The organism is Porifericola rhodea (assembly GCF_030506305.1).
GTDB classification, from domain to species: domain Bacteria; phylum Bacteroidota; class Bacteroidia; order Cytophagales; family Cyclobacteriaceae; genus Catalinimonas; species Catalinimonas rhodea.
This window is the reverse complement of the sequence record NZ_CP119421.1, coordinates 3,808,756-3,829,492: the sequence shown is the minus strand read 5'-3', so window position 1 is coordinate 3,829,492 and position 20,737 is coordinate 3,808,756. Positions and strand designations below refer to the sequence as shown.

The following is a 20,737-nucleotide window of genomic DNA, read 5'->3' as shown; positions in this document are numbered from 1 at the left end:
TCCATGCGAGTACGATCACTATTCATTATTCTGGGTTTAGTTTTTTTACAGCTTACAGCAGTGTACGCGCAAAGTAATTATGCGTACAAAAGAGCTTATAAGCTATACTACAAATACGCTTTTGCCAATGCTATTGAAGCTTATAGCGACATTTACCGGGAGTCCCCGGCAGATAGTATCTGTATAAGAATTGCAGAATGCTATACCAAGCTTAACCAGCCTCAGCATACCGCTAACTGGTATGCCAAAGTAAAACATACTGATACACTTAGTGCGGATCATTACCTTGCTTATGGCCGTGCTTTAGAAAGCCTGGGTCAGTATGCAGATGCATTACTATGGTATCAGAAATGTGCCCGAGCTAATCCTGATGACTCACGTATACCGTACAAAATAAAGGGTATAGAACAGCAGGAAACATACTTTAAAGATTCTGCGCGATTAAAAATAAGCAACCTCAACGTAAATACCCGAGCTTATGAATTTGCGCCTGCGTATTTTCAGAAAGGGATTGTATTTGCTTCATCAAGGCCACGCGAAGGAAGAAGCGCAAGTAATTACAAATGGGACAACACTCCTTTTCTGGATATCTACTACGCGCCTTATTATCGGGGAGGCCGCTTTATGGAGCTTATTCCTTTTGATAATGCTATCAATAGTAGTATGCACGAAGGGGCTATGTCCTTTAATAACAACTACACCAGAATCATCTTTACCCGTAACAATTATTTCGAACACAAAAAAGGACGCTCAGAACAAAGAGTCAATAAGCTTAAAATGTATATGGCTGAAAGAGACTCAGATAATAAAGAGGATAAGCCCCCCTACTCCTGGAAAAACATAGAAGAGTTCCCCTTCAACAGTGATCAATACTCTGTAGGTGACCCTAGTAGCAACGCATCCTTTACTCAAATTATCTTTACTTCTGACATGCCCGGCAGCCTGGGTGGTACTGATCTTTTTGTGACTTACTATAAACACGGTCAGTGGTCTACTCCAGAAAATTTGGGGCCTGATTTTAATACTGAGGGCAACGAGCGTACTCCCTTTCTACACGAAGATGGGCGCATATTTTTTGCTTCTGATGGAAGGGATGGACTGGGTGGATTAGATATCTATGTGGCTACGCCCACTAACAATGGCTATACCGTACGCAATATGGGCTACCCAATCAATTCACCAAGAGATGACTTTGGCCTTATTATAGACAAAGCTGCCAAGAGTGGGTATTTTTCTTCTAATCGCGAAGAAAGCCTGGGTCTTGATGATATTTATGCATTTAGTATTCAGGAAATACCTGAAGCAGAGAAGCAGGAGATCCAACTAAATGTGTGCATAGAAGTACGTGAAAAAGACACAGATTCTTTAATGGCTAATGTTAGCGTGCATATGATGAACGTAGAGGCTGGGTCAAGCAGAACATTTACTACAGATGAAAATGGTCAGCTTTGTACACAGCTTCGCCCGGAACAGGAATATGTAATTAAAGCAGAAAAGGCCACCTTCCTTTCAGATTGCTTTCGTATGCAGACTCAATATGCTGAGCATACTGATTTAAAGGCCGCCCATCCTTTGTATCTGGAGAAGTTGAAAGTAGAACAAAAATTTACTTATGAAAATGTGTACTTTGATCTGGATGATTTCTCCATACGTGAAGATGCTGCTGCTGAACTGGACAAAATTGTAGCCTTTATTAAATCGCATCCCGGCATTTTGGTAGAGCTGAGCTCACATACCGACAGCCGGGCTACCAATATGTACAACGAGGCATTATCGCTAAAAAGAGCTAAAAGCTCCAGAGAGTACATTATTTCTCAGGGTATTGCTCCCGAAGTGATTACCGCCAAAGGTTATGGGGAATATATGCTGGTAAATGACTGTAACGATGGGGTACCCTGCACCGAAGAGCAACACCAGCAAAACCGTAGGACCGAGATCAGAATCACTGGTATCCAAAAGTCTAATAAAGCCCAAACGAAAGCAGCTCCTCTAGACCCTAAAAAAGACTATACAGAAGATTGTACTGAGGTACCGCTTATCCCACAATCCCAGATTAGCTATAAATAACCTTACTCCTTTTTCTCTAACCCATGAAGCTCTTAATCTTTAAGAGCTTTTTTGTTTTGTTTACACCCATTATATTAGTTTTCCTGATACAGAACTTACACTAACACACAACCTATTATGAAAAAGATAATAACAGCACTGAGCAGTTTAGTGCTTTCCCTTTTGTTTGTACACACCATAGCCTTTAGTATTCATGCCCAAACTTCTAAAGTGCTGGTGTTTTCCAAAACAGCTGCCTTCAGGCACAACTCCATTGAAACAGGTATAGAGGCTATCCGAAAATTAGGCGAACAGCACAACTTTAGTATTAAGGCTACTGAAGACGCCTCTGTTTTTACTACAGATAAGCTGGAAGACTATGCTGCCATTATCTTTCTAAATACTACCGGAGATGTGCTGAACGATGAAGAGCAAATGAAGATGGAGGAGTACATACAGTCTGATGGTGGCTATGTAGGCATACACGCGGCCGCTGATACTGAATACGAATGGTCCTGGTACGGCAAATTAGTAGGAGCTTACTTCAACGGCCATCCGGGCAACCCAAACGTACGCGAAGCAACATTAAATGTACTCAACCATGAGCACCTTTCTACTGAAGGCCTCCCTGCAAACTGGCAACGTAAAGACGAGTGGTACAACTATAAAGACATAAATGAGCAAAACGAAGTCCTCATCAAAATTGACGAATCTACTTACGAAGGTGGAACCAATGGAGATAACCACCCTATGGCATGGTATAAGGAATATGATGGCGGAAGAGCATTTTACACCGGGGGTGGGCACACCAAAGAAACCTATGCGGAGCCTTTGTTCCTTCAACATCTTTTAGGTGGCATACAGTATGCTATGGGTATTAGCTCCAGCAAGGCTGGCAAATAGACCGATTAATGTTTAAGAAAGTCCTTAAGCTTAGCCTGCTCATACTACTGGCTCTCATATGCCTTGCGGCTCTGGGAGTGGGTGCTTTTGTATACAAAGCTCGTTATGGCTTTAACTTTTACGAAACCAAACCACCCACTCTACCCGCTAAGCTTGAACAGCCTTCCCTTCTCCTTTTCTCTAAGACCAATGGCTTTAGGCATGGCGAAGCCATAGAAGCTTCTATTCCGGCTATACAAGCGATAGCAAAAGAAAACAATTGGTTCGTATTTACTACTGATAACGGGGCCGTATTTAATGAGACCGACTTAGCTAAATTTGAGGTAGTTATCTGGAATAATGTAAGTGGTAAAGTACTTAACCCTGAGCAAAGAACTTCCTTTCGTCAGTATCTGGAAAGTGGAGGTGGTTTTGTAGGAATACACGCTGCCGGAGACAATTCGCACCAATGGGAATGGTACGAAAATGAGGTAATCGGTGCTCACTTTTCTCATCACCCTTTAAACCCACAGATACAGGAAGCGGTACTCTCGCTTGAAAAAAGTCAAGACAACCAAAGCTTGCGACAGCATCTGCCAGACCAATGGAAGCATGCGGACGAATGGTATATGTTTTTTGATAACCCCAAAGCTAATGGCTGCCAGGTTCTTTATGCTCTGGACGAATCAAATATTGTTACCAGTGGCAACATTAGTTTTATGGTGACTGATAAAGACTGGGGAATGGGCAATGATCACCCGATTGCCTGGTATAAAACTGTAGGAGAAGGGAAAGCTTTCTACTCAGCACTAGGTCATCACGCGGAAGTGTTTCAAACGAAGCAACATCATCAGATGATGGAAAATGCTATTCGCTGGGCAGGAGACATATAATAACAAAACAGGCAGCCTTTTGAGCTGCCTGTTGCTTATCAATTGATTAATAAGTTTAGAACGTATAGCGCAAGCCTAGCTGTGCACTCCAGCGGGCACTATAAATGCCTGATTGTACTACACTTGCCGGCTCTCCCGGATCATCAAATGTAAATGCCGGAATATTAGTTACATCATTATTATTATCTACCACAAAACCTTCAAAGTTGATGAGAGGGAAAGTATTGTCATTCACAAAATACCTTCTTCCCCAGTCTTTGTTAATGAGATTAGTAAAGTTGAAAACATCCAGGCTTACTTCCAGCGTATGGTTTTTGCCACTAGCAGTTCTTACGAAGAATTCCTGAGCAATTTTAATATCCAGTATATTTTCAAAGGGCGTACGCGACTCATTTCTTTCGGCATACTGTCCTCTTCGGGTACTGAGGTAATCATCATTTTCTATAAAAGCATCAAGTTCCTGCCACTGCTCGGTGGCTGATTTGATCACATTGCCAGTACCATCCAGCTGATCTACCAGTAGTATCTCACTCTGGTCTACAGGTACATAAATGGGGATATTACTAGTACTGTTAGTAGACTGGAAAGTCAGGTTATCATTGTCATTATACACGTAAGTATAGGGCTGTCCAGATTGTCCGCTGTAAAATAGAGAGACTGAGGTAGCCGCAAAACCCAGATATTCCTTACGGTAATTAAGGAAAGTCGTCACGCGTGAACCTGCACTGAACTGAGAGCGAGAAAGTGTCGGGTTATTCTTTCCATCCACGCTAATGATATTATCCCAGTTGTTATAATTAATAAAGCCGGAACCATCCTGTATAGACTCAGCCTGAGTAAATGAATAGGCTAACCCACCATTAAAACCATAATGAAAAGACTTATTCAGTTGGGCTGTAATATTCCAGCTATAGCCCTGGTTGGTATTATCTACCAGAGAGATGTTAGTGTAAGTAGGGTCAACCAAATCCTGTTTGTTGAATATAGGCCTGTTGTCAGGACCCGCCAGGTTTTGTGTAGAAGGTTTCAGGTTGATACTTCTTACATTATAATTATTTAGCGTTTTGGTATAAAGCAGCTCCAGAGAGCCTACCATATTCCAGAATAGCTTCTGGTCTACTGCGGCGCTGGTACGAAAAACCTGCGGATATTTAAAATCCTCTACAAACAAATCTACATCACCAGAAGGACTGGTAGGATTAATCAGATTGGCTTTCCATTCTTCCGGGTCACCATAGATTGGCACTCCCCCATTGACGTAAAGGCTACTATTAAGCCCGTTACGGATGTACATACCTCCGGGCCATACCCAGGGCACACGACTCGTAAAGATGCCTACACCTCCTCTTAGTTGGGTACTTTTATCACCTTTAACATCCCAGTTAAAACCTACACGGGGGCTCCATAACAACTGCGTATTGGGGGTATTGCTGGCCCTTGCTCCCTGTAGATCATTATACTGCTCTAGCAATGGTACTGTTGTAGAATTAAATTCTGTATTCTCTAATGGTGGATCCTCCAGAAAGATAGGCACATCTACCCGTAAGCCTAATGTCAGCTTAAAGTTATTACTAGCCTGATACTCATCCTGAGCATAGAAGGCTAGCTGCAAAGCATTAAATGTAGGACCGAGATTACTGGCATCATCACCCAGGCGAATCTCCGACTGCCCATCTGCCAGCTGCTCATGTCCGAAGAGTACCCGGTCAGGGTTCTCCCCATTCAGGAAGCGCTCCACACCATTAAAGGAGTACTGATACTGAGGTGTAGAGTAGATACTAAACAGGTTCTGAATCTTGAAAAACTCATTATGGGTACCAAAAGTAAAGGTATGCTTACCCTTATACAGATTGAAGTTGTTGGTCAGCGTAAATACATCCTGAAAAACGATATTGGAATAAGAGAAATTATCTGTTCCGGCAACTACCTGGGCAGCGCCATCCTGCATTACAATACTGGGAAAAGGGTCGCCCGCTATATCTCTGTCGTCTCGCACACGGGTGTAGCCAAAAATTAAATTGTTAGAGGCAGACTGACCAAAATTACTCTTTAGCTCCAGAGCAGAGGAGTTGGTGGTAGAAGGGAATATATATCCGGCATTAGCATAGTAAACATTGGTATTGCCCGGACGAGGAAAAATATTTGTTTCTGCCTTTACATACGAGTGGCGGGCTGATAGTTTGTGATTACGACTGATATTCCAGTCAAATTTTAATAGCAGCTTGGTACCATCAGTGGTTTGTTGGTTGTTCAGAAAATCTCCGGGATCATAATCGTAAACATCAATCAGGCGATTACGCACATCTTCCATATCCTGCACCGAAGCATTACCTACATAATCTTCAGGAACAAATGGGCGAGGCTCTTCTCTTTCTTCTATCTCTACATTGGTAAAGAAGAACAGTTTATTCTTGATAATAGGACCTCCCAGGCGAAATCCATAAGTTCTTACCTGAAAAGGAGCCAGCTTCACGCGTTCTATCTCAGGATTATCGGTAGGCGTTTTGCCACTAAGATTTTCGTTTCTTAAGAACCCATATGCGGAGCCTTCAAGTTCATTTGTACCACTACGAGTTACTGCATTGATACCACCACCGGCAAAGCCTCCCAGGGTTACATCATAAGGTGCAAGCACCACCTGTATTTGCTCCAGCGCATCGGGGCTAATAGGCGAAATACCTGCCTGCCCTCCATTGGTGCCTGAATTAGCCAACCCAAATACATCATTGTTTACTGCTCCATCAATAAATATAGCGTTAAAGCGGTTATTAATACCGGCAAAAGATATACCCCCACTGTTAACTGCTGCTGAATTGCCTACCAATGCCTGTGGGGTGAGACGTGTAAAGTCATTTAGGCCACGCTCTACGGATGGCATATTAGAAATAGTCTCTTCATCTATATTAGTCTCACTACCGGTACGGTTACCATCAAATACCCCTCCTGAACTTATTACTACCTCTTCAAGCTCCAGAGAAGACTCTTCCAGGTCTACCTGCAAATCAAGGGTTTGCCCCAAGCTAAGATAGATATACTCACTCACCGAGGGCTGGTATCCTACGTAATTGGCTGTAATGGTATAAGGCCCTCCTACATTCAGATTGTTCAGAGTAAAACGGCCTTCCAGATTAGTCACTGTGCCATACTCGGCACCCGTAGGTTCGTGTACCGCCAGAATGGTGGCTCCCGGCAGTACTTCTCCTGCAGAAGTTACCAGACCGGAAATTCGGGCAGTAGTAGCTCCCTGTGCCCGGACCTGCTGAGAAATAGCAAAGCAGCCTAAAGCCAAAAAGCTAAGGAACAGTAAAATTTTACGCATAAGGAAGAAAATTAAGTGTGTAAATAAAGATAATGCAATAACTGTTTAGTTGGGGGTATGTTACTATAGCAGTCAAACTTGCAACTGAGAGCCCTACGGATAGCCTTACTTCAGTCCAGGCAAGCTTTTATCAGGCATCTGAACATACACCAAAACCCAGAATTATTAATTATATAATTAAGATTTACCCAAACAAATGATTAACAAAGTGCAAATCTAAACTATAAACTTAAAATGCAACCTTTAAAATCACGAAAATATTGATTACTTGATTTTTGTTTCTGCCCCTTAGGTCATCCTTACGACAATTTCATTGCTGTGCACTTATTGAAAAGAGATAAAAATATTAACTTGCGCGCTCTTTACATGACTGAGGTGTCATCACAGCCTGAATTACTGCTCTATTCTGTTCACAACCAACTTCATTTAGCATGAGCTTTTTCCGTTTGCGCGAAAACCAGACTCACTTTAAGCAGGAGGTGATCGCCGGCCTCACCACTTTTTCTACAATGGCTTATATCGTCTTTGTAAATCCTGCGATACTGGCAGAAACCGGTATGGATTTTCAGAGTGTAATGATCGCCACCTGCCTGGCCGGGGCCACAGGCTCATTGCTTACCGGGCTGCTCTCTAATTATCCTTTTGCACAGGCACCGGGTATGGGGCTCAATGCTTTTTTTGTTTATGCGGTGGTTTTTCAGTCTGGCTACAGCTGGCAAGGAGCGCTGGCGATTGTATTTATCTCAGGACTGGTGTTTATTCTGCTTACTGCCACCGGCTTACGCTCCGCGATCGCCCATGCCCTTCCCGCCTGTATTCTTCATGCCATACCTGCAGGTATAGGTCTGTTTATCACCCTTATCGGTCTTAATAATGCCCAGATCATTGACATCAACCAGGGGCCTATCATAGATATCATACTTTCTAATGACCTAAGCAACCAGCAGGCATTGGTAGATCAGGTGCAGAGTGCGCCCCCACAGATTTTAGAGTTTGGGGACCTCAGCAATCCATCAGTGATACTGGCGATACTAGGCTTTGTACTTATGTCTATCCTGATGATCAGAGGATTTAAAGGGGCCATCCTTATCAGCATAGCTTCCATTACCCTGCTTAGTGTAGCCCTGGGCATTACCAGCTTACCGGAAAGTGCCATCTCTCTAAGCCTGGACCTTAGTCCTACTTTTATGCAGCTAGACTTCGCTGAGCTTTTTCAGGGTAGCGACACCTCCTGGCTTACCAGAATCATGGACATCTTACTAATTCTGGTAGCTTTTACTATGGTAGACCTCTTTGATACTTTAGGCACCCTCTACGGCACCGCGGAAAAAGGAGGCTTTCTGGATAAAAATGGTAAACTGCCACGCATGAATCGCGCACTGATGGCAGACGCTATCGCTACTACTTTTGGCTCACTATTAGGCACTTCTACCACGACCACCTACATAGAAAGCGGCACCGGTATTGCCGCTGGTGGCCGTACAGGACTTACCGCCATAGTAGTAGCCACACTCTTTCTGTTGTGTATCTTTCTTTCTCCTCTGGCAGGTCTTATTCCTGCATCTGCCACCTCTCCCGCACTTATTATGGTAGGGGTGCTTATGCTGGGCTCAGTTAAAAAAATTAATTTTAATCAGTTGGAAGAGGCCGTTCCTGCATTTTTAGTAATCGTGCTTATGCCCTTTACCTATAGTATTGCTAATGGTATAGGAGGCGGACTCGTAGTATATTCTATCATAAAAATAGCTAAAGGTGAATTTCGTACACTCAACCCGGTTGTACTGATCATCTCCTTACTTTTTGTTCTTAAGTTTATCCTGACCTGATTTTTTAACCCAAACCAGAACTACTACACATGCGCAAACTTTCCCTCATACTCACTGCATTCGCTCTACTGCCTGGCCTGTGGAGTTGTAGCAGTCAAAAGATTGTTTTAGAGCAAAGCTATACGCAAAAAGATGATTACCTGGAAGACCGGCAGGCCCTTATCAGGCAGGATAGTCTGCTGGCCTTTGATGCTGAGCTTCAGCTAAGTCCTGCGGAAATGCGAGTTAACCGTAAACTGCTGGCACTCCGAGATGAGATGATTTCTAACTATAAAGCAGCAAACTTCTTTCCTCCAGCGCATCCTTTTCTACAATCTAAAGAACATATAGAGAGCACCAAACTTTACCAGCTGTTTCGGAAAATGCCTAAAGGAGGTATGATGCACCTGCATGGCTCTGCCGGTATAGATTTTCGTTGGCTGGTGCAAAAGGCCGCCCGTATGCCCAACTGCTATGTGTACTGGGAGGAAGACACCCAGGAGTATACTAAAGGGCAGCTTCATTTTTATCAGCAAGAGCAGGTGCCAAAGGGCTTTTATCCTACGCAGGATATAGAGGGTTTTGAGGAGCAGATGTACGCATTACTTACCCTGGAAGAAGAAGTAGTGCAGGACTCTTTTGACATTTGGGTGGAGTTTGAGCTTATCTTCCAAAGAATCGGGGGCTTCTTTAACTACCGCCCCATTTACCCTGAGTACCATAAAGTGATGTTTGACTCCCTGCTGGCCGATGGTATACAGCATATAGAATTGCGCAACTTCCCTGGAGGCCTGTATGACCTGGAACACCCTCCTGGCTCGGGCTACTACCCTCCCGACTCCGCCTTTAGCATTCTACAGGCAGTAGAAGCAGACCTGCAAAAAGACCATCCTGAGTTTTCTCTAAGTCTGATATATACCTCATTACGCTTTTTACCACAAGCGGTAGTCTATGATCAGCTGCTAAAGGCCTATCAGTATCGCCAGCGCTATCCCGACTTTGTTCGTGGCTTTGATCTGGTAGCGAATGAAGACAATGGCCATAGCACTTTGTTTTTTCTGGATAACTGGCTTAAAATGGACTCTCTGGAACAGGTATATGGGATAGATATGCCGCTTTATCTGCACGATGGAGAAAGCGACTGGCATACCGTGCGCAATCTCTATGATGCCGTACTACTGGATAGCAAACGTATCGGTCATGGGTTTAACCTGAACCACTTCCCTGGTCTACAGGAGCAGATCAAACAAAAAGATATTTGTCTGGAAGTCTGCCCTCTTAGTAACCAGATACTGGGTTATGTGGGAGACCTGAGAGTACATCCGGTCAATTACTTACTGCGCCATGGCATACAGTGCACAATCAGCTCTGACGACCCTGCTATCTTTGGGTACAATGGCCTCTCTTATGACTACTGGTCTATACTACTGGCCTGGCAGTTGGACCTACAGGCGATAAAAAAACTAGCGATGAACTCACTCAGCTACAGCAGCCTCCCCGAAGCAGATAAGGAAAAAGCCCTGTCCTACTGGCAAACGCAATGGAATCAATTTATCAAAGAAGCAGATCAGTTTCTGCAATAATATGTAAAACCAAATGAAATATATTTTACTCGCAATAGCAGCAATTGTGCTATGGGGATGTGCTCCCGGCGAAACCACTCCCGCACAACCCACAGAAGAAAAAATACCTGTAAAAGTGGTAGTTCTGGCTATGTTTGAACTGGGTGAAGCTACCGGAGACCGCCCCGGTGAGTTTCAGTATTGGGCAGAGCGCCTGCCCTTAGATAGTGTTATCTCTTTTCCCCAGGGCTATCGTGACCTGCGATATAATGCAGATAAGCAGGTACTGGGTATGGTTACCGGTATAGGTACCGCCAGGGCTGCAGCCTCAGTAATGGCTCTCGGTCTGGATGAACGCTTTGACTTTAGTAACACCTACTGGCTGGTAGCAGGCATCGCGGGCGTTGACCCTCAGGATGCCTCAGTAGGTTCGGCAGCATGGGCCGAATGGGTAATTGATGGTGACCTATCTCATGAGATTGATGCGCGAGAGATCCCCGACGACTGGCAAACAGGATATGTGCCTTTGCGTTCCGCTACCCCTTATGAGCAGCCCCTACCGGAAGATAATGAAGGAGCTGCCTTTCAGCTGAACCCCAGTCTGGTAGAGTGGGCTTATCAGCTAACCAAAGATACTCCCCTGGACGATAACGAAAATATTACCAACTTCAGAGCACTGTACAAAGGACACCCAAATGCGCAAAGACCTCCTTTTGTACTCAAAGGTGACCAACTGGCGGCCATGACTTACTGGCATGGCAAACTCATGAACCAGTGGGCTAATGACTGGACAGACTACTGGACACAGGGCGAAGGCAACTTTGTTACTTCAGCTATGGAAGATACCGGTACACTTACTTCTTTGAGCTTTCTCTCAAAGGCGAATAAGGTAGACCTTGACAGAGTGATGGTATTACGTACCGCCAGCAACTATACCATGCAGTACGAAGGCATAAGTGCTGCTGAAAGCCTGAGTGGAGAGAAGCTGAAAGGCAAAGGGTATACAGCTTTTCTACCATCTCTGGAGGCAGCATATAAAGTAGGAAGCCAGGTAGTTAATGAAATAAGTGACAACTGGGATAAATATCAGAACGAAATACCTCAGCCCTAAGGTGTATATTAAGATATGATGTTATATTCAGGCCGGGTGTGGTATACGCCCGGCTTATTTTGTTTTGACCCAACCTAATTTATATAAGCATGAAAGATATTAACTGGGGAATTATAGGTGCCGGAGATGTAGCAGAAGTAAAGAGTGGTCCTGCCTTTCAAAACTTAGCAAACTCACGGTTGCTGGCAGTCATGCGTAGAAATGGTGAAAAGGCCAGAGACTTTGCCCAAAGGCATCAGGTGCCGCAATGGTTTGATCAGGCCGAAGCGCTGATTCAACACCCGGAAATCAATGCGATCTATATTGCTACCCCTCCTTCTTCACATGAAGAATACGCCACTCGTGCATTACGTGCCGGCAAAGATGTATACCTGGAAAAACCTATGGCCACCCAGTTGGAAGCCTGCTCCCGCATTATTTCAGAAGTGGAGAAAAGTGGCCGTAAACTCAGCGTAGCCCATTACCGCCGGGCTTTGCCTGCCTTTATCAAAGTTAAATCGCTGCTGGAAGAAAAAGCTATAGGCACGCTGAGGTTTGTACAGATACGTATTTTTCAGCCTCCTAAAAATGATATTATCACGCAAACTGAGCGTAACTGGCGGGTAGAGCCTGATATTTCTGGCGGAGGACTTTTTCATGACATAGCCCCCCATCAGATGGACCTAATGTATTATTATTTTGGAGAGCCTAGCTATATACGGGGGTTCAGCACCAACCAGGCCGCTTTGTACAAAGCAGATGACATTGTATCTGCTGAAATGCATTTTGAAAACAACCTGGTCTTTCAGGGACTATGGTCATTTGCCGTGGCAGATAGTGCAAAACACGAAGGCTGTCAGATAGTAGGTGAAAAAGGTAGTATTAACTTTTCTTTTTATGGAGATGAAGTACAACTGCTGAGAGACAGCGCCGAAACTTTCCGTTTTGAAAACCCGCCACACATCCAGCAGCCCATGATAGAGAAAGTAAATGCTTACTTCAGATCCGAAGCAGCAAACCCTTGCAGCGCCGAAGAAGGGATGATTGTGATGAATATGCTAAATACCATCACTGCTACAAAATAGATAGTTTTTATACTCATCATATTTTTGAAGAGCTGCGCCAACATTTTTGTGCTATATAGATTTGCATATACTAGAGCAAACTTTATATGTTGCATGCTTCTGGATGCTCCAGAACTTAATTTTTTTGACCACTACTGTAAACAGAAATTTTTTTAAGATTATGGATCAATTCCTCACGGACGAATTCTGGCAAAAAGTATATGAACGCTCTACTACCTGGGTTATTGAAACCGTTCCTGCACTGGCATTAATCTTTGTGCTGCTTTTTATCACCCTGGCACTCTACCGCTTTTTGGTAAGTAAACTCAAAAACATTATTCTAAAGCGTACTCATGCCAGTCATACAGAGAGCAGAGAAGAGAAAGAAAAGCGGGTTAATACACTGATTAACATACTACGACAGGCCGGCGGCATTGTCATCTGGGTTATATTTATTCTGATACTTTTAAGGCAGGTAAACCTGGATATTGGCCCTATACTCGCCAGCGCCGGCATATTAGGACTGGCAGTGGGTTTTGGTGCTCAGGAATTAGTAAGAGACTTTATCTCCGGCTTCTTTATGCTGTTAGAGAATCAGGTGCGTGCCGGTGACGTGGCTATCATCAACGGACAGGGCGGATTAGTAGAAGAAATTGCGCTGAGAACTATCACCTTAAGAGATTTTTCCGGAGTAGTACACATCTTTCAGAATGGTAAAATCAATACCCTGGCCAATATGACCAAAGAATGGTCGGCTGCTGTTTTTGATGTAGGCATCGCCTACAAAGAAAACACGGATAAAGTACGAGAAGTGATGAAACGGGTAGGCGAAGAATTAAAGAATGACCCTGAGTTTACAGATAAAATCAATGAGCCACTGGAAATTTTTGGTGTAGATAACTGGGGAGATAGTGCCGTAACCATTAAAGCGCGCTTTAAGACTAAACCCGGACAGCAGTGGACTGTGGGCAGAGAGTACAAAGGGCGCCTCAAAAAAGCTTTTGATGAGGAACATATTGAGATCCCTTTCCCTCATCGTACCATATACTGGGGTGATGAGATCAACCCGCTGAGGCTTAAACTCAACCAGTCTAAGCAAAAGGAGGAAGAAACTGAAGACAATAAGTAAGCAGTAGACCACAGTCTTATGGGCTGTGGTTTTTCTTTATTGAGGTAATCACTACCCATAAGCTTTAGGGTAATTGTGGTAGTTTATATATTAACTTTGCTAACATCCACCTTCCATTGCAAAGTGTATATTTTACTTATACCTGAATAAAGTATAATATGCCTACTATCTAACTTTATGCTTGAACACTCGGCAGTGTTATTCATCTACAAATTCAGGTATCACTTACTGAGCTAAATTCAGTTCTGTTGTTTACGCCAACTTCCCCCTATAAAAAAGTCAATATTTTTAAACTATTTCACTTGAGAGAACTTAAATGCTAAACACTAAATAACTAAATCATGCGCGCCAAATACTTATGTACTGAAGTTGAAAAAGTACAGGAATCACTCATTGCACACCTTGCCGGCGTAAAGGGAACAGATACTGATGATGATGTAGAGAATAATCAGTTTAATATTGCTCCCCCTATAGGAAAACTACAAATATGGATAGACAACCCTAATGCCGAACATTTTTTTAAAAAGGGCAAAGAATATTATCTGGATATATCTGAAGTAGAGTAATTAGTCTGGAAAACCACCTTATTTACTATCTAAAGGAGGTTTTACCTAAATATAAAAAGACAAATATTGCACGCACAAAAGCCTTACTCACTATTGTGAAGGGCTCTCTCTAAACTTAGTTATGCTAAACTCCTCAAAGCAGAGTCTGAATTCTACAAATTATTGTATCTTCGCTTACTTAGTTTAGTAGCCTTTGTCAGTAATAATTATACCTCTTGTATACCGTCAACTACAAAGGCATAGTTATTCTTCATTGTCTCCTTCATCTATTTCATTTTTTGTATCATCTAATACTATTTAGCAAGACCCCACATGAGACAACTGAAGATTATTAAACAGATTACTAACCGAGAAACACAATCTTTGGATAAGTATCTGCAAGAGATTAGTAAAGTGAGCCTGATTACAGCAGAAATGGAGGTAGAATTTGCCAAAAAGATACGTGAAGGTGACCAACTCGCACTAGAGAAGTTAACCAAGGCTAACCTACGCTTCGTGGTATCTGTGGCTAAACAGTATCAAAACAAAGGCATGTCGCTAAACGACCTCATTAATGAGGGCAACCTGGGGTTAATTAAGGCAGCAAAGCGCTTTGACGAAACCCGAGGGTTCAAGTTTATTTCTTATGCGGTATGGTGGATACGCCAGTCCATCATTCAGTCACTGGCGGAGCAATCGCGTATGGTACGCCTGCCCCTCAATCGTATTGGCACCTTAAACAAAATAGGAAAAACTTTTGCCGAACTGGAGCAAAAGAACCAAAGGGAGCCTACTGTAGAGGAAATTGCTGAGGTGCTGGATATCTCCGAGGAAGAAATAGAAATGAGCCTGAAAGTCTCAAACCGACACCTTTCTATCAATGCGCCTTTTATGGAGGGCGAAGAAAACGGCCTATTGGATGTGCTGGAAAACGAAAAAGAATCAAACCCTGACGATAATTTGATTCAGGACTCCCTGCAAAGAGAACTGCAACGTAGTCTTTCAGTACTTACGCAAAGAGAGTCTGATGTGATAAGCCTGTACTTCGGGCTTAATGGAAGTAAAGCCATGACCCTTGAAGAAATTGGCAGCAAGTATAACCTTACTCGTGAGAGAGTACGTCAGATCAAAGAAAAAGCTACCCGTAGACTGAGAAACAGTTCAAAGACCAACGCACTTCGTGCATACCTTGGCTAGTAACCTTACTATTACCTCTGTTGGGCCGGTGTCGTACTCATTTTGTAAACCATGGCGTTTACATTCATACCGGCACCTACTGAGGCAAATATAAGGTGATCTCCTGCTGAGACGGTATGACTTGTAAATTCTCCTTTCAACAACATATCAATAAGCACCGGCACTGTAGCAACTGAATTGTTGCCCAGCGTAGATATAGTCATAGGCATAATATCGCCCTCCAGATCTTCAACTTCAAGCAAATTGAGCAGGCGCTCTAATATGGCGTTGTCCATCTTCTCATTGGCCTGATGTATCAGTAGCTTACGTATATCATAAATAGAAACTCCTGCTTTGTTCAAGCAATCACTTACTAACTGGGGTACAGTAGTCAGGGCATACTCATACAATTTTCTACCTTCCATTTTCAGAAAGAGAGTGTCATCTTTATAATCAGGATTGTAGGAAACGTTCATGTTTAGTAGATGGGCATGCTTATAGGTATCAGATCTTGTCTTGTGCGCCAGTATGCCCACCGGCACATCGCTTTGTACTGCCTCTACCAACACTGCCCCTGCCCCATCAGAATATATCATGCTATCAATATCATGAGGGTCTGAGATACGTGAGAGGGTTTCAGCACCAATAACCAATACTTTTTGGGCATCGCCTGATTTAATATAGTAATCTGCCTGTATAAGCCCCTGCAGCCATCCCGGGCAGCCAAAAGCCAGATCATAGGCTACAGTATCAGGGTTGAGGATGCCAAGCTTGTGTTTGATTCTGGCAGCCAGGCTGGGTACCATGTCTGTCTTGGCATTAGACTTTAGCACATCTCCAAAATTATGGGCTACAATAATGTAGTCTAAACTTTCTTTATCCGTTGCAGATGACTCCAGAGCATCTAAAGCTGCTATATAACCCAGGTCGGAGTTTACCATATTATCTTCTACATACCTTCTCTCTTCTATCCCGGTTATTTGCTGAAACTTGCTAACAATATTTTCTACTGGTTTGCTTATCCTTTCGCCGGAAGCAGAATAGAATTCGCTCTTCAGGAAGCTTTCGTTTTTAACAATTCTCGTCGGTATAGCACGTCCTGTGCCGGTAATGAGTGAATACAAAGCATTTTGCATGATGAAATTTTATGTTAAAAAGCATAAAATTTAGAAGCTGTTTCGTCTATTTTGATGCTTTGATATAAATCCTAATCGCTAAACATAAGGAAATCAATTGAAGATCAATAAACTACCCCTTTATTTTTATAAGACTATTCCTTGTTTCTGACATAGATTAGCTTAAACTTCCCCTTCTGGTTTTCTCTCTGCTCCACTTCAAAATTGCTGATAGACTTAATCAGGGGAGTAAGTTTCTGATATCCGTAAATTCGTGAGTCAAAATTAGGCTGCTTCTTCTGTAGCAGGTTACCCACATCACCTAAAAAGGCCCAGCCATCGTCATCTGCCAGATCAGAGATGGTAGATGAGATCAGGCGTATTAGCTTTGGGGTAACTTTTTCGGCATTGTTCTTCTTAACCGCCTTTCCTTTTTTGTCGCCCTCTTCAGTCTCTTTAGACTCCTGCTTCAGAATCTCAAGATAGATAAATTTATCACAGGCAACGATAAAAGGGTCTGGCGTTTTCTTTTCCCCTATGCCGATTACTTTCATGCCTGCTTCTCTCAGGCGTGTGGCCAGCCGGGTAAAATCACTGTCGCTGGATACCAGACAAAAGCCATTTACCTTCTCAGAGTATAGTATATCCATGGCATCTATGATCATGGCCGAATCTGTAGCATTTTTGCCGGAGGTATAGCCATATTGCTGTATGGGAGTAATGGCGTTTTCCAGCAATATATTTTTCCACTTAGAGAGGTTAGGTTTAGTCCAGTCACCGTAAATTCTCTTGATGGTAGGGTTTCCGTATTTAGCGATCTCCTCCATCATCTCCTTAATATAGGCAGAGGGTATATTATCCCCATCAATCAGCACAGCTAGTTTTAGGTCTATTTCCATACGTTCACATAAAAGCTTGTCATCAATTATTAGCAGAAATCATAAGTCCTGTTGTGAAATAATGATAATAAGCCAGCACTATTTTTTCAGGTATTTATTACTTGCAGGCTCAGTTAAAACTGAAACACTCCCCCTTAAAACAAAAAAAACATGCCGTAATAGCATGTTTTAGCTCAATATTGAATAATATATATGTTAATCAATAACTGACACATTAACTGCATTGAGACCTTTTCTTCCTTCTTCTTCCTCGTACTCAACTTTATCGTTCTCTTCTATCTCGTCAACAAGACCACTTTCATGTACAAAAATGTCTGCACCTGAATCAGATGGCTTAATGAACCCAAACCCTTTTGAGTAGTTGAAGAATTTTACTATACCTTCTTTCATTGAATATTGTTTATAAATGTTGAGCTAAGATAAGCTTAATTTTTAGATAGAAGTTCATTTACAGAAATTTATTATGAAAATACCGCAAAATAAATTTGTTATTTTTGAGCATAAGCACACCATATAGTAATTAATTTTAATACTATATGAACACACAAACCCCCTTCCCTAAAGTAAGCTTTTGTAGTCAACTCAGTCTTTTAAATACTGTTGATACTATAATTTTCTCCTGACTTATAGCTTACCTCTGCTTTACTTACCCATTAGAGGTGTCGCACTAAACTCATGAGGTACAGCTTGCTTTAACAAATGCACCTCTATTATACTCCGCTTATACCCTGTTTAAGAACAAGTTCTTTCTATGTACTTTCATCATCACTTAAAAGTAGCCTGCCTTTCTTAACCAAAGTCAATGCAGCTCTGTATAGCATACCTTTATTTTGTCTAAACAGTACCCATAAAACACATTACAAGTACTGACTGATAATCACACACCCATACATTAAAAGTAAATATGTACGCACCAGCCCCTATAAAAGCCCTGAAGCAGAAAGCTCATATTGCAGGTCTGCTCTATCTAGCCATTATCCTTTGTGGTATTTATAGTGAAGCCTTTGTTCGTAGTTTATTGATAGTAGACAATAATGCCAGTGCTACCGCAGCCAATATTATGCAATCTGAATTTCTTTTTCGCCTGGGTATGGCCAGCGACCTGATAATGGTCGTAAGCGATGTAGGGGTTGCACTACTATTTTATGTGCTTTTGAGAGAGGTAAATAAAGACCTGGCTTTACTAGCCGCCTTTTTCCGGCTGGCTCAAGCTAGCCTTATCGGGATGAATCTGCTTAATTATTTTATACCTATATTATTGCTTAATAATTATGTCTATCTTTCTCCCTTCAGTGAAGAGCAGATACATAGCCTTATGATGCTTTTTTTGCAGGCACATACATACGGCTACCTAATCAGCGGTATCTTTTTTGGTTTTAGCTGCCTAATCCTTAGCCACCTGCTGTATTACTCCCCTTATTTTCCTAAAGTACTGGCATGGCTTGTTGGGGCAGCATCCGTGACTTACCTGGTCAATAGCTTTAGCTATTTTCTATGGCCCGGTCTGGCGCACTTTACAGATGTAATGGTTTTTGTTATTGCGGTGCTAGCAGAGTTTTCCCTATGCCTTTGGCTTCTCATTAAAGGAATCAGACAACCAAAAACAAATAATATGCAGTACAAAGTTTAACAAACTACTTGTTAAACCACAGCATCAGGCAAACCTGAATAGTAAAGGTGTATTAACTCCATGTTTAACTTATTATACTGCCAAACACTAAAAATATGTAAGCCTACTGGCAGCATTGTGTCTGCAAATGTGACCTGGATCACATATTTTCTGTGATTTACATCCTTTCTGAAAGCTTCTACTATGCCCATCTTTGTACCTCTAAACAAAAGTTGAAAGAATACAGATTATTGGGTTAAAACAGGCACAAGCTCTAAAAAACGAATTGCCATTTGTCTTTAAATATATGATCAGAACCTATAAGGTTATATCTTTTTAACAGTATGGCTCATACCGACGTTTTATGAAAGTATCCGTTTGGTTCAAATACATTATCCACAATACTAAAAAACAGGCATATGAACTTAGGATTGCAAAATAAAAAAGCATTGGTAACTGCCTCATCCTCAGGTATAGGCTTAGCCATTGCCCAAGTACTGGCAGAAGAAGGTGCCGAAGTGTATGTTAACGGAAGAAGCGATGCCTCTGTCAACGAAGGTATGGCCAGCATACAATCTGTAGTTCCCCAGGCAGTACTGCATCCACTGGTAGCTGACAATGGTACCAAAGCAGGATGCGATAAAACTATTGCCCAGATAGAGGATCTGGATATTTTAGTGAACAACTTAGGCATCTACGAGGCAGTAAGCTTCTTTGAAGAAGAAGACGAAAACTGGCAAAAACTCTTTGAGACCAATATTATGAGTGGCGTGAGATTGGCCCGCCATTATTTGCAGAAGATGCTGGCGCGTAGGCAAGGACGTGTTGTGTTTATTTCCAGCGAATCGGGACTTACCCCTGCCCCTGAGATGACGCACTATAGCGCCACCAAAACTATGCAACTTGGCATCAGTCGTGCTTTAGCCGAGTTAACCAAAGGCACAGAGGTAACTGTTAATGCGGTACTGCCCGGTCCCACCAAAACTGATAGCGTAGAGAAGTTTGTCAGGGAAGTGTACCCTGACTTGACGCAAGAAGAGGCGAACAAGAAATTTATTCAGGAGAACCGCCCTACCTCCCTGATTCAACGCTTTATTAATCCTGAAGAGATTGGAAATGTGGTAGCATTCGTCTGTAGCCAGAATGCTTCAGCGATTAATGGCTCTAACATTCGGGCAGAAGGCGGACTCGTGCGCAGCGCGTTCTAAATAATCATTTGGATAGTTTACAGCATCATGGTCGTATGCATTTGAATGAAGCAAACGACCATTTTATCTATACCATTGGAGCATTAGAGCACAAGCAAGCTTAGCCTAGGGCAGTAACAAGCTTAGAGCATGCCTGAATCAAGTAATGGTTGCGCCTATTGCTAGTCGTGAGTACGGCAAGATCTAAGTTTGTTGGCGCTTATTCGCAGAGTGCGAATAGAAATTTCGGAGCATGCGACTGTATTGTTCGCAGTGTGCGAACAGAAATTTCCAAAGCTGCGAATGATTAGGATTCGCCAGAGTTGCACCATATAGAACATTGAAGAACTCACACAAGCTAAACCCTTTCCAATCCATATAAAAGTAAAAGCAAAGCCTAATCCTACATCTCTTGA

The 20,737-nt window shown here is 42.6% G+C and carries 16 protein-coding genes; 12 read left to right on the top strand and 4 right to left on the bottom strand.

The features are described 5' to 3' along the window. The first annotated feature begins 3 nt into the window (after nt 1–3). The 3 genes from PZB74_RS15745 (at nt 4) to PZB74_RS15735 (ending at nt 3,821) form a co-directional block, all read left to right on the top strand. Nucleotides 4–2,067: an OmpA family protein gene (locus PZB74_RS15745; protein ID WP_302237784.1), complete on the top strand. Its 2,064-nt coding sequence runs from the start codon at nt 4–6 to the stop codon at nt 2,065–2,067. Between the two features lie 117 nt (nt 2,068–2,184). After that, a complete protein-coding gene (locus PZB74_RS15740) occupies nt 2,185–2,949 on the top strand; it encodes a ThuA domain-containing protein (protein WP_302237783.1) in 765 nt (254 codons plus the stop codon). An 8-nt stretch (nt 2,950–2,957) separates the two neighbouring features. Beyond that, entirely contained in the window at nt 2,958–3,821 is an 864-nt protein-coding gene (locus PZB74_RS15735) for a ThuA domain-containing protein (protein WP_302237781.1), read from the top strand. Nucleotides 3,822–3,876: 55 nt separating this feature from the next. Here the strand turns inward: PZB74_RS15735 and PZB74_RS15730 are convergent, their stop codons facing one another. Further along, entirely contained in the window at nt 3,877–7,140 is a 3,264-nt protein-coding gene (locus tag PZB74_RS15730) for a TonB-dependent receptor (RefSeq protein ID WP_302237779.1), read from the bottom strand. A 431-nt stretch (nt 7,141–7,571) separates the two neighbouring features. Here PZB74_RS15730 and PZB74_RS15725 point away from each other — a divergent pair, with 431 nt between their 5' ends. From PZB74_RS15725 to PZB74_RS15695, 7 genes are all read left to right on the top strand, one after another. After that, a complete protein-coding gene (locus PZB74_RS15725; RefSeq protein ID WP_302237777.1) occupies nt 7,572–8,966 on the top strand; it encodes an NCS2 family permease in 1,395 nt (464 codons plus the stop codon). A gap of 29 nt (nt 8,967–8,995) precedes the next feature. Further along, a complete protein-coding gene (locus tag PZB74_RS15720) occupies nt 8,996–10,528 on the top strand; it encodes a hypothetical protein (RefSeq protein ID WP_302237775.1) in 1,533 nt (510 codons plus the stop codon). A 13-nt stretch (nt 10,529–10,541) separates the two neighbouring features. After that, nucleotides 10,542–11,618 (top strand): purine nucleoside permease, encoded by a 1,077-nt coding sequence (locus PZB74_RS15715; RefSeq protein WP_302237772.1) that lies wholly within the window; start codon nt 10,542–10,544, stop codon nt 11,616–11,618. An 89-nt stretch (nt 11,619–11,707) separates the two neighbouring features. Beyond that, a complete protein-coding gene (locus tag PZB74_RS15710) occupies nt 11,708–12,682 on the top strand; it encodes a Gfo/Idh/MocA family protein (protein WP_302237770.1) in 975 nt (324 codons plus the stop codon). Between the two features lie 160 nt (nt 12,683–12,842). Continuing rightward, entirely contained in the window at nt 12,843–13,790 is a 948-nt protein-coding gene (locus tag PZB74_RS15705) for a mechanosensitive ion channel family protein (protein ID WP_302237767.1), read from the top strand. Nucleotides 13,791–14,131: 341 nt separating this feature from the next. Beyond that, nucleotides 14,132–14,356 (top strand): hypothetical protein, encoded by a 225-nt coding sequence (locus PZB74_RS15700; protein WP_302237765.1) that lies wholly within the window; start codon nt 14,132–14,134, stop codon nt 14,354–14,356. Between the two features lie 312 nt (nt 14,357–14,668). Then, the gene (locus tag PZB74_RS15695) at nt 14,669–15,532 is read left to right on the top strand and encodes a sigma-70 family RNA polymerase sigma factor (protein ID WP_302237764.1); all 864 of its coding nucleotides are present in this window, start codon (nt 14,669–14,671) and stop codon (nt 15,530–15,532) included. 11 nt (nt 15,533–15,543) lie between these two features. Here PZB74_RS15695 and PZB74_RS15690 read toward each other — a convergent pair whose 3' ends face one another. The 3 genes from PZB74_RS15690 to PZB74_RS15680 form a co-directional block, all read right to left on the bottom strand. After that, nucleotides 15,544–16,647, bottom strand: coding sequence for a 3-oxoacyl-ACP synthase III family protein (locus PZB74_RS15690; RefSeq protein ID WP_302237762.1), 1,104 nt, complete (start codon nt 16,645–16,647; stop codon nt 15,544–15,546). A gap of 134 nt (nt 16,648–16,781) precedes the next feature. Next, nucleotides 16,782–17,525: an NYN domain-containing protein gene (locus PZB74_RS15685; protein ID WP_302237759.1), complete on the bottom strand. Its 744-nt coding sequence runs from the start codon at nt 17,523–17,525 to the stop codon at nt 16,782–16,784. Nucleotides 17,526–17,720: 195 nt separating this feature from the next. Continuing rightward, nucleotides 17,721–17,915: a cold-shock protein gene (locus tag PZB74_RS15680; RefSeq protein WP_302237756.1), complete on the bottom strand. Its 195-nt coding sequence runs from the start codon at nt 17,913–17,915 to the stop codon at nt 17,721–17,723. Nucleotides 17,916–18,429: 514 nt separating this feature from the next. Here PZB74_RS15680 and PZB74_RS15675 point away from each other — a divergent pair. Both PZB74_RS15675 and PZB74_RS15670 read left to right on the top strand, forming a co-directional pair. Beyond that, nucleotides 18,430–19,155, top strand: a complete 726-nt coding sequence (locus PZB74_RS15675; protein ID WP_302237753.1) for a DUF4386 domain-containing protein — start codon at nt 18,430–18,432, stop codon at nt 19,153–19,155. A 398-nt stretch (nt 19,156–19,553) separates the two neighbouring features. Beyond that, nucleotides 19,554–20,342, top strand: coding sequence for an SDR family NAD(P)-dependent oxidoreductase (locus PZB74_RS15670; RefSeq protein WP_302237751.1), 789 nt, complete (start codon nt 19,554–19,556; stop codon nt 20,340–20,342). Nucleotides 20,343–20,737: the final 395 nt, after the last annotated feature.